Annotated in this window: 12 protein-coding genes; 6 read left to right on the top strand and 6 right to left on the bottom strand. The window is 64.3% G+C overall.

The window, feature by feature from the left end; translation table 11 throughout:
• Positions 1-18 precede the first annotated feature (18 nt).
• Both hemN and QUV11_RS02890 read left to right on the top strand, forming a co-directional pair.
• Positions 19-1,362: an oxygen-independent coproporphyrinogen III oxidase gene (hemN, locus tag QUV11_RS02885; RefSeq protein ID WP_300880458.1), complete on the top strand. Its 1,344-nt coding sequence runs from the start codon at positions 19-21 to the stop codon at positions 1,360-1,362.
• A 66-nt stretch (positions 1,363-1,428) separates the two neighbouring features.
• Positions 1,429-2,061, top strand: a complete 633-nt coding sequence (locus tag QUV11_RS02890; protein ID WP_300880459.1) for an isochorismatase family protein — start codon at positions 1,429-1,431, stop codon at positions 2,059-2,061.
• Between the two features lie 97 nt (positions 2,062-2,158).
• Here QUV11_RS02890 and QUV11_RS02895 read toward each other — a convergent pair whose 3' ends face one another.
• Genes QUV11_RS02895 through QUV11_RS02915 form a run of 5 tightly spaced genes read right to left on the bottom strand, consistent with a single transcriptional unit; the run spans position 2,159 to position 9,022 of the window.
• A complete protein-coding gene (locus tag QUV11_RS02895; RefSeq protein WP_300880460.1) occupies positions 2,159-3,370 on the bottom strand; it encodes a CaiB/BaiF CoA-transferase family protein in 1,212 nt (403 codons plus the stop codon).
• 10 nt (positions 3,371-3,380) lie between these two features.
• On the bottom strand, positions 3,381-5,258 hold the full coding sequence (locus QUV11_RS02900; protein WP_300880461.1) for a hydantoinase B/oxoprolinase family protein: 1,878 nt from the start codon (positions 5,256-5,258) through the stop codon (positions 3,381-3,383).
• Positions 5,259-5,261: 3 nt separating this feature from the next.
• On the bottom strand, positions 5,262-7,319 hold the full coding sequence (locus QUV11_RS02905; protein WP_300880462.1) for a hydantoinase/oxoprolinase family protein: 2,058 nt from the start codon (positions 7,317-7,319) through the stop codon (positions 5,262-5,264).
• 59 nt (positions 7,320-7,378) lie between these two features.
• Positions 7,379-8,284, bottom strand: coding sequence for a hydroxymethylglutaryl-CoA lyase (locus QUV11_RS02910; RefSeq protein ID WP_300880463.1), 906 nt, complete (start codon positions 8,282-8,284; stop codon positions 7,379-7,381).
• 54 nt (positions 8,285-8,338) lie between these two features.
• Entirely contained in the window at positions 8,339-9,022 is a 684-nt protein-coding gene (locus QUV11_RS02915) for a GntR family transcriptional regulator (RefSeq protein WP_300880464.1), read from the bottom strand.
• Positions 9,023-9,202: 180 nt separating this feature from the next.
• On the opposite strand from QUV11_RS02915, the gene QUV11_RS02920 reads away from it, so the two are divergent.
• The 4 genes from QUV11_RS02920 to QUV11_RS02935 all read left to right on the top strand — a co-directional run bounded on the left by QUV11_RS02920 (position 9,203) and on the right by QUV11_RS02935 (position 13,373).
• Positions 9,203-9,955, top strand: coding sequence for an aspartate/glutamate racemase family protein (locus tag QUV11_RS02920; protein ID WP_300880465.1), 753 nt, complete (start codon positions 9,203-9,205; stop codon positions 9,953-9,955).
• A complete protein-coding gene (locus QUV11_RS02925; protein ID WP_300880466.1) occupies positions 9,955-10,386 on the top strand; it encodes a nuclear transport factor 2 family protein in 432 nt (143 codons plus the stop codon). Before QUV11_RS02920 ends, QUV11_RS02925 begins: the two co-directional genes overlap by 1 nt.
• On the top strand, positions 10,386-10,784 hold the full coding sequence (locus QUV11_RS02930) for a nuclear transport factor 2 family protein (RefSeq protein ID WP_300880467.1): 399 nt from the start codon (positions 10,386-10,388) through the stop codon (positions 10,782-10,784). The genes QUV11_RS02925 and QUV11_RS02930 overlap by 1 nt, the downstream gene beginning before the upstream one ends.
• A 72-nt stretch (positions 10,785-10,856) precedes the next feature.
• The gene (locus QUV11_RS02935; RefSeq protein ID WP_300880468.1) at positions 10,857-13,373 is read left to right on the top strand and encodes a TonB-dependent receptor; all 2,517 of its coding nucleotides are present in this window, start codon (positions 10,857-10,859) and stop codon (positions 13,371-13,373) included.
• A 72-nt stretch (positions 13,374-13,445) separates the two neighbouring features.
• On the opposite strand, the gene QUV11_RS02940 is transcribed toward QUV11_RS02935, so the two are convergent.
• Positions 13,446-13,772 (bottom strand): DUF423 domain-containing protein, encoded by a 327-nt coding sequence (locus QUV11_RS02940; RefSeq protein ID WP_300880505.1) that lies wholly within the window; start codon positions 13,770-13,772, stop codon positions 13,446-13,448.

Below are 13,772 nucleotides of genomic sequence, written 5' to 3' on the forward strand. Positions count from 1 at the left end.
ATCGCATAAAACGCCCCTATGTGGACCTATCACCCCGATCTGCTCGCCCGGCCCGTGCCGCGGTATACCAGCTACCCGACGGCGGCGGATTTCGTCGATGAGGTGGGTGCGGGGCACTATGCCGACGCGCTCGATCGCATGGAATCGGCCACGGCGCTCTCGCTTTATATCCACATCCCCTATTGCGAGCAGATCTGCTGGTACTGCGGGTGCAACACCGGCGCAGCCAACCGCAAGCACCGGCTGACCGACTACCTCACCGCGTTGCGCTCCGAGATCGCGATGGTCGCCAAACGGCTGGGCGGGCGCGGGCGAGTACAGCACATTGCCTTTGGCGGGGGCAGCCCCAACGCGATCACGCCCGTCGATTTCGTCCGTCTGCTCGACCGGATCATGACCGTTTTCGCCTGCAGCGAACCGGAGATCTCGATCGAAATCGACCCGCGCACGTTCACGCTCGAATGGGCCCGCGTGCTGGCCTCGTCGCAGGTCAGCCGGGTGAGCATGGGCGTGCAGACATTCGCGCCGCACATCCAGGCGGCGATCGGCCGCGTCCAGCCGCTCGAGCAGATCGAGCAGGCGGTGATGTCGCTGCGTATGCGCGGTGTCGACGCGATCAACTTCGATCTGATGTACGGGCTTCCCGGCCAGCATCTCGACGATCTCGACGCCACGCTCGTGCAGACCATCCGGCTCGCTCCCAGCCGGATCGCGCTGTTTGGCTATGCTCATCTGCCCACCATGATTCCCCGGCAGAAACGGATCGATGCAAGCGACCTGCCTAACGACCGGGAGCGCTTTGAACAGGCGGCATTCGGCTATCTGCGGCTGCATGATGCAGGCTATGTACCGATCGGCTTCGATCACTTCGCGTTGCCTGGCGACCCGCTGGCCGTCGCGGCACGCCAACACCGGCTCAACCGCAACTTCCAGGGGTTCACCCATGACGGCGCATCGATGCTGCTGGGCTTCGGCGCCAGCGCGATCAGCATCCTGCCGGGGCTGATCGTCCAGAACGAAAAACGCGCGGGGCCCTATCGCACTTTGGTCGGTACCGGCCAGATGCCTGCGACGCGGGGCGTGGCGCTCAACGCCGATGACGCCCTTCGCGGCACCATTATCAATGCGCTTCTGTGCCAGGGTCGCGCGACGCTGCCACCAGACTTCCTCCCTACTGCCCGCGCCGCTCTTGCCGAGTTTGAACGGCGCGGGCTCCTTTTTTGGGAGCAGGACGATCTGGTGATGGCCCCTGCGTCAGAACCCTATGCGCGCGTCATCGCCGCGCAGTTCGATGGCTATCGCGGGACCATTCATCCGCACAGCGGAGCTGCCCGCTTGCATTCCGCCGCGCCAGCCTGTTGAGATTACGCCGGCGGTGCGACGCGAATCACGCGGCGCGGCGGGATCGCTAACGGGGGTAGCCACAGCATGACGACATCAGACGCCACGGCCAATTATGCGGGCGTGTTCGGCAACCGCATCGGCTTCGGCCGACGCCCCGCCTTGCTGCTGATCGATTTCGTCGAGGCCTATTTCGATCGGACGTGCGATCTGTTCGCCGATGTCGAGGACGCGCTGGCTAGCGCCATCCGGGTGCGTGATGCAGCGCGTGCGGCGGGCATCCCGGTCATCTACACCAATGTCGTCTATCACCCCAGCCTGGTCGATGGCGGGCGCTTCATGCAGAAGACGCCGCTGCTCAAGCACTTCGTTGCAGGCTCGCCAATGGGTGCATGGCCCGCAGGGCTCGAGCCGAACGCCGATGAACTGGTGATCTCCAAGCAGTATCCCAGCGCCTTTTTCGGGACCTCGCTCGCCGCGACGCTGACCGCTGCCGGCGTCGACAGCGTCATCCTGACCGGGCTTTCGACCAGCGGCTGCGTGCGCGCGACGTGTGTCGACACGAGCAGCCACGGTTTCATCCCGATCGTCGTCGCCGATGCCTGCGGCGACCGCCACGAAGCCCCGCACACCGCCAATCTGTTCGACATGAACGCCAAATATGCCGATGTCGTGAGCGAAGCCGAAGTGCTGGCGCATCTGGCGGGTTTGGGGGGCTAACAGGCCACCATCTTTATCGTCACCCCCGCGAACGCGGGGGTCCCGTTACTGCGGACGTCGCGCCGAAGCGGGATTCCCGCCTCGCGGGAATGGGCGATTAAACCGCGCCCGCCGCCTTCAGCTCCGCGATCGCCGCTTCGTCCAGCCCGAGCAGTTCGCCATACACTTGCGCATTGTGCTCGCCGATAGACTGCGGGGCGAGACTGCGGATGCTGCTGGGCGTATCGGAGAGCTTGGGGAAGCTGTTCTGCATCGCGAACTTGCCCCAGCGCGGGCTGTCGACCTCGACCAGCGCCTCGCGCGCCTTGAAATGCTCGTCGTCCAGCATGTCCGCCGCGCCATAGATGCGCCCCGCCGGAACGCTGTGTTCGATCATCAGCGCCTCGACCTCGGCCACGGTCAGCGTTTTGGTCCAGGCCTCGATCAGGTCGTCGAGTTCCTTCTGCCGCTGCCCGCGCGCCAGATGCGTCGCATAGCGCGGGTCGCTGGCGAGTTCGGGCTGCCCCATCGCCTTGCATAGCCGCGCAAACACCGCGTCCTGATTGGCGCCGATCAGATATTCGCCGTCGTTGCACTGATAGACGTTGCTGGGCGCGACGCCTTCAAGGATCGACCCGGTACGCTGGCGGACATGGCCGCCGACCATATATTCGGGCACCAGGCTTTCCATCACCTGCAGCACCGCCTCATAGAGAGCGCTATCGACCACCTGCCCCCGGCCGGTCCGCTCGCGCGCATGCAGCGCGGCGAGCGCGCCCATGCAGCCATATGTCGCAGCCAGCGAATCGCCGATCGAGACCCCCATGCGGCTGGGCGGGCGGTCGGGATCGCCGACGATCGCGCGCCATCCGCCCATCGCCTCGCCGATTCCACCGAAGCCCGCGCGCGACGAATAAGGCCCGGTCTGGCCATAGCCCGAGACGCGCACGATGATGAGCCGCGGATTGATCGCATGCAGCGCATCGGGCCCCAGCCCCCATTTCTCGATCGTGCCGGGCTTGAAGTTCTCGATCAGGATATCGGCATGTTCGACCAGCTTGCGGACGATCTCCTGCCCTGCGGGAATTCGAAGGTTGGCGCTGACCGACTTCTTGTTGCGGGCGACGACCTCCCACCACAGTTTCTGCTCGCCATGGCCCCAGGCCCGCATCGGATCGCCGCCACCAACACCGTCCACCGCGGGCGGTTCGACCTTGATCACCTCCGCGCCCATGTCGCCGAGCAACTGGCCGCAGAACGGACCTGCGATCAGCTGGCCGAGTTCGACGACGCGAATGCCGGCCAATGCCCCCTGGTTTTCCTGGCTCATGGCGTGGTCCTTATTCTGCGGCAATCGCGTGGTGGTTCCAGCGCGGCTGGATCGGTGCGGGCAGCCCGGTTTCCGCGAGGCAGTTGGCGCGCAGCTGCTCGATGCTCGGGCCATAATCGAACAGCGGCAGATCGGCGCGCTCGGCGCGCATCGTGGTGCGCAACGCTTCGGTAGCGGCGGTATCGAGCACGCCATCGGCATCGGCGATCACGCCATAGGCCTTGGCCCCTTCGGACGTCACCAGACCCTGGCGGATTTCCTTGGCGACCAGCTCGGGCGCGCGTTCGAGCGGGTCACCCCAGCCGCCGCCGCCCCAAGTGATGAAATGCAGGATATCGCCCGCCTCGACCCGGACATCTTCCACCTTGTTGCCGACGATGGTTTGCGTGCCATCGGCCTTTTCCAGGATCTTGCGCGCGCGTGCGCCGGGCTTGCCGCCGTTGACGCCCCAGGGCGGCACGAACCAGCGGTCGTCGTGGATCGCGATCACGCCGGGCTCGAGGAACCGGTAGGTCATCAGGATGCCGTTGCCGCCGCGGTGCAGCCCCGCGCCGCCGCTGTCGGGCACGGTCTCGTAGCGCTCGATGACCAGCGGGAAATAGCGCTCAAGAAACTCGTTGGGCACGTTGGTGAAGCCCGGCCACAAGGAATGGCCATCGGGGCCATCGCCCATCGGCCGCCCCGGAATGCCGCCAAAGCCGATCTGGAACAGCTGGAACCACTCGCCCTTTTTGTCGGTGCCCGCATAGAACAGATGCGGCGACGACGAAAAGCCGGCGGCGTTCAAGAATTCGGGCGTCTTCTGGCCGAGCAGCCCACCCAAAATGTCGAAGATGCGGCCCAGCGCATGGGTGCGGCCCGACAGCGCTGCGGGATAGCGCGGCTTGAGCAGCGATCCTTCGGGAATGCGCACCTCGATCAGGTCGTAGAAGCCGTCGTTGAACAGGATCTGTGGATCGAAGACCATGATCATGTAGATGCCGAAGAACATCTTGAACATGTTCTCGTTGAGCAGGAAGTTGATCGAGGCCTGGCTTTGCGGGTCGGTGCCGTCGAAATCGAGGATGACCTTATCGCCGTCGCGCCACATCGTGCATTTGAGCTTGTACGGCCCATAGCCCATGCCGTCGTCGCAGATATAATCCTCGAAGCTGACCGGCTCTTCGCTGATCGCCTGGGACAGCAGGATCTTCATCGCGCGGTGGTTGCGCGCGAGCAGCTCCTGCGTCGCCGAGACATAGGTGTCGACGCCGAAACGCTCGCTCATCTCGATCACCCGGCGCGCGGCGACGCGGCACGAGGCGATCAACGCGTTCAGGTCCGCCGCGCACCACGCAGGCGTGCGGCTCTGGTGCAGCACCAGTTTGACCAGATCCTCGTTGTACACGCCCTTCTTCCAGATCTTGACCGGGGGAATGCGCACACCTTCCTGGAAGATGCTGGTCGCATCGATCGGCATCGACCCTGGCACCTTGCCGCCGATGTCGCTCTGGTGGCCGAACATCGCGGTATAAGCGAGCAACCGGCCGTCCTTGAACACCGGCAGCAACACCAGCCAGTCGTTGCTATGGCTGATCGCGCCGCCGACCGAATACGGGTCCGACAGGAAGATCATGTCGCCATCCTCGAGCGTACCGTCAAAGCCTTCGAGGAAGCCGCCGATGAAGCTGCCGAACTGGCCAACGATCATCCGGCCGAGATGATCGGCGATCAGCGGAAAGGCATCGCCCTGCTCGCGGATGCCGGGCGACATCGCGGTTCGAACGAGCGTTGCGTCCATTTCGATGCGGGCGTTGCGCAGCGCGTTTTCGATGATGTCGAGGCTGACCGGATCGATGGTCTTCTTCTCGAACGGGGTGTCGTTGGTCTGGATGATCGTTGCGGGCATGGGTCAGTTCCCCTTCTTGAGGGTGATCAAAATGTTGCCGACGCTGTCGACGGTGCCGGTGCAATCGGCTTCGATCAGCGTGGTCGAGTCCATCTCGATGACGATGGCAGGGCCGGGGATGACGTCTCCGGCGAGCAGCTTGGAACGGTCGTAGATGACCGCGGGCATCATCGCCCCGTCCATCCACAGCTCATGAGCGCGCAGCTTGGCCGCCGACGGGTCGCCATTGCCCTGCGCCAGCGTGGCGGCGGGCAGATCGAGCGGCTGGCCCATCGCCACCGCGCGCAGGTTCACGATCTCGTGCTCCGAATCCATGTTGAAGGTGAACAATCGGTGGTGTTCCTCGTCGAACCGGCCGGTCAGCCACTCGATGCCATGGGTGTGCAGGTCATCGCGGGTGACCGCCATCGGCACCTCGAACGCCTGGCCCGCATAGCGCACATCGACCTCGAAGGTGATGGTGACATCCTCCCTCGCAACGCCCTCGGAGACCAATTCGTCGCCGATCTGCGCCGCCATTTCGTCGAGGATGCCGCCGAGCTCGTCGAGCGTGGTCGCGCTCGCGAGCCGCGAGAAGCTGCGCGCGGTTTCGGTGCGCATGCGCGTGGTCGCATCGCCCAGCGCGCACAGCACGCCGGGACTGACCGGCGAGACCGCAGGCCAGCTGCCCATCAGCCGGGCAACCGCATTGACGTGCAGCGGCCCCGCGCCGCCAAAGCCCATCAGCGCGAAATCGCGCGGGTCATAGCCCTGCTGCACCGAGATCATCCGCAGCGCACCGAACATGTTCTCGTTGACGATATCGATGATGCCGCGCGCGGCGGCGTAAAGGTCGATCTTGAGCGCGTCGGCGATGGTCTGCACCGCCTTCTTGGCGCCCTCGCGGTCGAGCTTGAAGGTGCCGCCGAGCAGAGCTTCAGGCAGATAGCCCAGCACGACATTGGCGTCGGTCACCGTCGGCAGCTCGCCACCCTTGCCGTACGCGACCGGCCCCGGCACTGCGCCCGCCGATTGCGGTCCGACCCTAAGGGCTCCGGTCAGTTCCGGCACATAGGCGATCGATCCACCGCCCGCGCCCACGGTCTTGACGTCGAGCGCGGAGGCGCGGACCGACAGATGCCCGACCTCGGTGGTGCGCACCCGGCGCGCCTCGAGGTTCTCGATCAGCGCGACGTCGGTCGAGGTACCGCCGACATCGAGCGTCAGGATGTTCTTAATGCCTGCGTTCTTGCCGACCCAGATCGCGCCGGTCACGCCGCCCGCCGGACCCGACATCAGCAGCGAGACGGGATGCTCTTCGGATTTTTCCGAGCTCATCAGCCCGCCATCGGAGCGCAGCAAAGCCAATTTGCCCGCCATCCCCGCATCGCGAAGCCGGCTGCGCAGGTTGCGGACATAGCGGCCGACGACGGGGCGCACCGCGGCATTGGCGACCGTGGTCAGCGTGCGTTCGTATTCCTGCATCTCGGGCAGCACGCTATGGCTGAGCGAAATCGGCACATCGGGCATGACCTCGGCGGCGAGTTCGGCGACGCGGCGTTCGTGCGCGCCGTTCAGATAGGCGTTCATCAGGCTGACGGTCAGCGCCTCGACGCCTTGCGTCTTCAATGTTTCCAGAGCGGCGCGGATATCGGCATCGTCGATCGCGCGCATCTCCTCGCCCTGCGCCGACATGCGGCCTGCGACCTCGACGGTGTCCTCCAGCGCGGCGAGCGGGGTGGGCTTGGGCCAGACGATCCAGCCGGCAAGCCCGCCGGGCACGAAACTCCGCGCAATCTGCATCACCTGGCGATAGCCTTCGGTGACGATCAGCCCGACGCGCGCGCCCTTGCCCTCGAGCACCGCATTGGTCGCAACCGTCGTTCCGTGGAGGAATATCTCGACATCGGCAGGGGTGATGCCCGCGCTCGCGCAGATTGCCTGCACCCCCACCAGAATGCCCTCGGAGCTGTCATGCGGGGTCGATGGGGTCTTGTGCCGCCAGAAGGCGCCCGATTGTTCGTCGAACAGCAGCAGATCGGTAAATGTGCCGCCGACATCGACACCCAGCCTGTAACTCATTCCTTCACCCCTTGGCTTGCCGACGCCGAACGTCGGCACGTTTGACTTATGGTCCGTCCCTATGCCGCAGCGCGCGCGACGAGGGACGGAAGCTCGCGGCCGAGAATCCCGGCCATCCAGCGATTGGCAGCAATCACCCCATCCAGGTCCATGCCGTGGTCGATGCCTGATCGCTGTGCGAGATAGATCAGCTCTTCGGTAGCGATGTTACCTGTCGCCTTGGGCGCGAACGGGCAGCCGCCAAGGCCACCCAGGCTGGCGTCGAGCACGTGCACCCCCGCCTCGAGCGCAGCCCAGGCGTTGGCGATCCCGGTGCCACGCGTGTTGTGGAAATGCGCGCGCAGCCGAACATCGGCGGGCACGAATTCGGCAAGGCGGCCATACAGATCGGTCACCTGCGCCGGCACGCCGACGCCGATCGTGTCCGCCAGCGCAATCTCGGCAGGGCCCGCCTCGAGCACCGCCTTGGCGATATCGACGATCCGCTGCGGCGGGACGTCACCCTCGAACGGACAGCCGAACGCCGCCGAGATCGTCACCTGTGCGACCAGCCCTTCGGCCTTGGCAAAGCGGATCATGTCAGCGGCTTCGGCGATCCCTTCGGCCACCGTCTGACCCTGGTTCTTCTGGCCGAAGGTGTCGGTGGCCACGATCACGCAGCCGACCTCGTCGACACCGCGCCTGCCGCCTTCGCGCGTAGCCAAGGCCCGCAGCACACCACGCTTGTTGAGCGTCAGACCGATATACGACACGTCAGCGCGGTCGGGCAAACCTGAGATCACGGCTTCGGCATCCGCCATCTGCGGAACCCGCTGCGGGTGGACGAAGCTGGCAACCTCCAGCCGTCGCGCGCCAGCGTCGATCATGCGACCGATCATCGCCAGCTTGTCGGCGGTGGAGACAATGTCGGGTTCGTTCTGCAGCCCGTCCCGCGGGCCGACTTCGACGATCTGGATCTTGGTCATGAGGTGGTTTGTATACATTTCAACAGCGCTCGTCCAGCTTGCGGGGCCAGGCGGTCAATCATTGGCCTGATATTGATCCCTGGGGCGCTTGGTGGTGATGCTGAAGGCGTGGAAAGCCCTGCGGATGTGACTGGTCATCACCGCGCGCGCCCAATGCGAATCGCGCGCAGCGAAAGCCGCGATCAGCTCGCGGTGATCGCGCGCCGACTGGAGCAGTTCGCTCACCCGGTATTGCTGGGCGGTGCGACTGACCACCGGCTGCTCGATCAGCTTGGGCAGCATCGCGCTCAACCGGGGCGATCGGGCCGCTTCGAGAATGATATCGTGAAAACTGCGATTGTGCGCGAGAAATGCCGCCACATCAGGGGGATTGGCAGTGACAGCGGCGTCGAGAAGATCCGAGATCCGACCCATCTCTTCCAGCTGCCGGACCGAGATATTGCGCGCCGCACGGCTGGCAGCGTGCCCTTCGATCATCCCGCGCAGCACGAACATCTCGTCGATGTCATCGGCCGACCAGTCGGCGACGAACAGCCGCTTGGAATCGCTGCGCACGATCAGCAGTTCGTTTTCCAGCCGGCGCACCGCCTCGCGCACCGGAGTCCGCGACACACCCGAGATTCGCGCCAGCTGCTCCTCGGTCAGCTGATCGCCCGGCTCGGCATGGCCCGACAGAACGAACTGGCGAATCTTGTCATAGGCGATATCCGAAGCGCGCTGTGACGCAGCTTTTTCCATAGTTTTCAATCCCATCCCTACATCCGGACGACCATTTCAGCCTCGCGTCAGGCTGTTGCCGCTTTGCATCATGCGTGGGTCAACTGCATTTGCCTATTGACGATAGACATTTGTATACAATAGCGTCAACCGGTATTGGATCGACGAGGGGGTGCTCGCGATCCGGGAAGAGGGGTGTGCATGTCGGATCAACGCCGCATCAAGGTCATCGTGCCCATCCCCATGGATGCCGCCGGTGTCGCCTCGCGGGCCGCGCAACTGCCTGTCGATTTTGTTCGCCCCGGCTTTGTGCCCGAATTTGTTGCCGTTCCTTGGGGTGCGGCGCTGGGCGACAGCTATCACGACATGCTGCTGATGGACTGGACCGTGTTCCAGAGCGGCATCACCGCCGAGGACGAGGGCTATGCAGGCGTTCTGATCGACACGGTCAGCGATTCGGGGCTGCGCGCGTTGCGATCGCGGCTGACGATCCCGGTGATTGGTCCGGGCGAGGCCGCGTTTGCCGCCGCGATGATGCTGGGGAAGAAGTTCACCGTGCTCACCATGTGGCCCGAGTGGTTCCCGCTCTACCAGAAGACGCTGACCGAATACGGCTTCTGGGACCGCGTCGCCTCGCTGCGCTCGATCAACACACGGCCCGATGTCACCGAACTGCTCGCGGGCAAGGAGGAGGTGATCTTCGACAAGCTCAAGGCCGAGGCGGAGCGCGCGATGGAGGAAGACGGCGCCGATGTGATCGTGCTGGGCTCCACCACGATGCACCAGTCGGCAGCCTTCCTGGCAGCGAACCTGCCCATCCCGGTGATCAACCCGGGCCAGATCGCGTGGAAGTTCCTGGAAAGCCTGATCGAATGCGGGCTGACGCACAGCAAGAAGGCGTTTCCGATGCCGGAAGTGCCCAAGGATGCAGACATAAGAAAGGGTTGGTTCTGATGGCAGACTGGTCACCCGGGTGCGCGGGGCAAGCCGCCCTGCCCTATCCGTTCTACATCGACATCGTCACCAAGCGGTACTTTGACGGCGTCGACAACAAGAATATGGATCAGGTGCTCAACTGCTTTGCGCCCGACGCCACGCTGACCGAGGTGACGTCGAACACCGTGCACGAGGGCCGTGAGGCGATCCGGGCGATGTTCGTCAAGCTGTTCGCCGATTTCGAGCAGATCTGGCACGGGAATTTCGTCCACGTCGCAGACCCAGAATCGAACACGGTCTGCTCGCAGTTTACCGTGCTGATCACGCCCAATGGCGGCGAGCAGCTGCGCTACGAGAACTGCAACCGTTTCTATCTGAAGGACCGCCTGTTTCAGCAGGTCTATGTCTACATGAGCGGCGACAACCTGCTCAAGGAAGGGGACGCCTGATGCAGTACGCACCCACCCTCCGCCGCGACGAATTGATCCAGTTTGCGACGCAGACCTATTTCGCCAGCGTCGATCGGAAAGACATGGCGGCCACGCTTGCCTGCTTCCATGACGAAGCGCTGTTCACCGTCCAGACCAGCTTCACCACCCATTCCGGCAAGGCCGAGCTCGAGCGGATGTTCGCCGATTTCTTCGGCGCGTGGGCCAAGATCGTCCACCGCGATTTCACCTGCACCGTCGATGAGACCAACGGGCGGATAGCCGCGAGTTTTGTCGCCGAACTGACCGCCGCCGATGGCAGCGTGACGACACTCGACAACACCAATTTCTGGCGGCTGCGCGACGGCAGGTTCCAAGAAGTCCATGTCTATATGAGCGGAGCCAATGTGCTGGTCTGACGACCGCCGTTGAACAGCCGCCACAATCACATCCGGTTCGGGGGAACCGAAGCACTTCAGGGAGTTCACATCATGCGCCTTTCCAGTCTGTTCGCCGCAGCATCGGCCACCGTTCTCGCCGGTGCGCTCGCCACGCCGGCGATCGCCCAGTCCACCGATCAGGCCGGTGCGACCGACGACACCACGATCATCGTTACCGCGCGCCGGCAGAATGAAAGCCTTGCCGATGTCCCGGCATCGATCACGGTGTTCACCGCCGATTCGATCCAGAAGACCGGGGTCGAGACTGCCGACCAGTTCGTCCAGCTCACCCCCGGTGTCACCATCGTCACCGGCACCGCCGAAGCAGGCGACACCCAGATCAACATCCGCGGCATCAACGGCGCACGCGATGCCGAAAGCTCGGTGGCGCTGGTCGTCGATGGCATCTTGAAGACCAACACCGCGCAGCTCAACCAGAACCAGGGCACGCTGCGCCAGATCGAAATCCTCAAGGGCCCGCAGGGCGCGCTGTATGGCCGCAACGCGGCGGCAGGTGCGATCGTCATCCAGACGCTGAAGCCCGGCGACACGCTGGAAGCCGGCATCGAATTGAGCGCCGCCGAGCAGCAGACCTATCGCGGCAATGCCTTTATCTCGATGCCCCTGGGCGAGAACGCAGGCTTCGTGCTGTCTGGCTCCTATCTCAAGACCGACGGCTTCTATCGCAACATCTTCCTCAACAACTCCAAGACGATCGACGATCAGGAAGTGTGGTCGGTCGACGGGCGCTTCGTCGCGCAACTGGGCGACCGCACCGAGATCGATGCCAAGGCGCGCTATTCGGACCTGACCGGTGCATCGATCGCGTTCAATGCCGCCTTCCATCTGCCCAATTTTGCAGGCGCCAACCCTGCGTTCTTCGAGGACGTCAATCGCCATCCGTTCAGCTTCTACAACAACATCCGCCCGACCAACGACCAGACGACATTCGATGCGTCGATCAAGCTCGAGCACGAGTTCGACTTCGCCAAGCTGACCCTGTGGGGCCTGTACAGCAACGTCGACCAGTCGCTGACCGCCGACGGCACCTCGGCGGACTTTGCCCGCTTCACCTTCCCCGGTGCGACCCCGGCATCGGTGGCCGCATCGAACGCGTGCTTTGCCAGCACCGCCGCGCTTACCGGCTTCCCGGTCAACCAGCCCGGCTTCATCGGCGCGACTCCGGTGCCGTTCATCTTCGCGCCCGCGACCGGTTCCACCTTCGGTCCGTACAGCCCGACGACCTGCGACGGCACGCAGTACCAGATTCGCGAACAGGAAGACTTCAGCGGCGAGATCCGCCTGTCATCGAACGGCGATGGTCCGTTCAACTGGCAATTCGGCGCCTATTATCTCAACATCAGCCGCGATGTCGGGGTGAGCCTGGGCGCCGACCTGGGCCAGGGGATCATCCGCGAGCTCTATAATGCGCCGAACACCAGCAACCCGACCACCCAGCTGTATTTCGACCGGTTCAGCACCGACGTCTATGCCGCCTTCGGCTCGGCGGACTATAACTGGAACGATGTCGTCAACATCGGTCTGGCGCTGCGCTACGACATCGAGGACCGCAGCGTGTCCAACCGCGTGCCTCTGGTCGCCGATCCGTTTACCGGCGGGCCGATCAATCCCGGCCAGGTCGGCGGCGCGATCCCCGACAAGTCGGAAAGCTACAAGCAGCTCCAGCCCAAGCTGACCTTCCGCTGGGCGATGGCGGACAACGTCAACCTCTATGCCAACTGGGGAATCGGCTTCAAGGCGGGCGGTTTCAACAACTCGGGCTCAGCGGCGATCGTCGATCAGTCGTTCAATCAGTTTATCGGTTCGCAGGTCGCGATCACCGACAATTATCGCAAGGAAAAGTCGAGCGCCTTCGAAGGCGGGATCAAGGGATCGATCCTCGACGGCAAGGTCACCTTCGATCTCGCCGGCTATTACACCGATGTCGATGACATGCAGTTCTTCGAGTTCTTCGTCGGCGGCTTCGGGCTGCTGCGCGTGGTGTCGAACATCGACGAGGTGCAGATCTATGGTGCCGAGCTCAACCTGAACGCGGAGGTCACCCCCGGCTGGACGATCTTCGGTGCACTCAACGTCACCGAAAGCGAGATCAAGGCCAACGCCTCGCGGCCGCAGACGGTGGGCAACAAGTCACCCTCGACCGCCGATTACACGATCAATCTGGGCACCCAGATCGTAGCCCCCATCGCCAAGAGCTTCGATCTGGTGGCGCGTGCCGATTATCGCATCACCGGTCCGACCTGGTTCCACACGCTGCAGGAAGACAGCGTTCCGACCATCTTCAGCGGCCTGCTGCCGGGCTCGGCACTGGCACTCCCCGCCTTTGTCGGCGACGCCGATTATTCGGTCACCCGGCGCGAGGCGTTCGGCGTGCTCGATGTCCGCGCCGGGCTCGAGGGCGAAAACTGGCGGGTGACGATGTTCGCCGACAACGTGCTCAACCGGCGCTACCTCAACGAGGTGATCACCGCGGCGGAGTTCGGCGGATCGTTCATCTCGCCCGGCGGTCTGCGCCGTCTGGGTGTCGAGGTCGGCTACAAGTTCTGAAGTTACGCTCCTGCCACCGTCATCCGCGCGTGCGCGCGGGTGGCGGTGGCTTTCCCGTTCAGCCCCCAATCCTCAGCCCTTGGCGTAGATCCACGCGGCCCACAGCCAGCCCGCGATCAGCAATGTGCCACCGATCGGCGTGACCGCGCCCAGCCAGCGCGGCGCACCCAGCGCCATCAGATACAGCGTGACCGCAAAAATCGCGGAGCCGGCGAGCAGCGTCAGCGCGGGGCCGCGCGCGACCCCCATGATCGCCAGCGCGGCAACCGCATGCACCAGTTGATACAAGCCCCCGGTGCGCAGCCATTCGGCCTGCTGCTCGCCTGCCGCCGCATGCGCACCGAACGCACCCGCCGCCACCGCAATCGCCGCCGACACGGCCGCAAGAACCGCGATCAT

Source organism: Blastomonas sp., assembly GCF_030373265.1.
GTDB lineage: Bacteria > Pseudomonadota > Alphaproteobacteria > Sphingomonadales > Sphingomonadaceae > Blastomonas.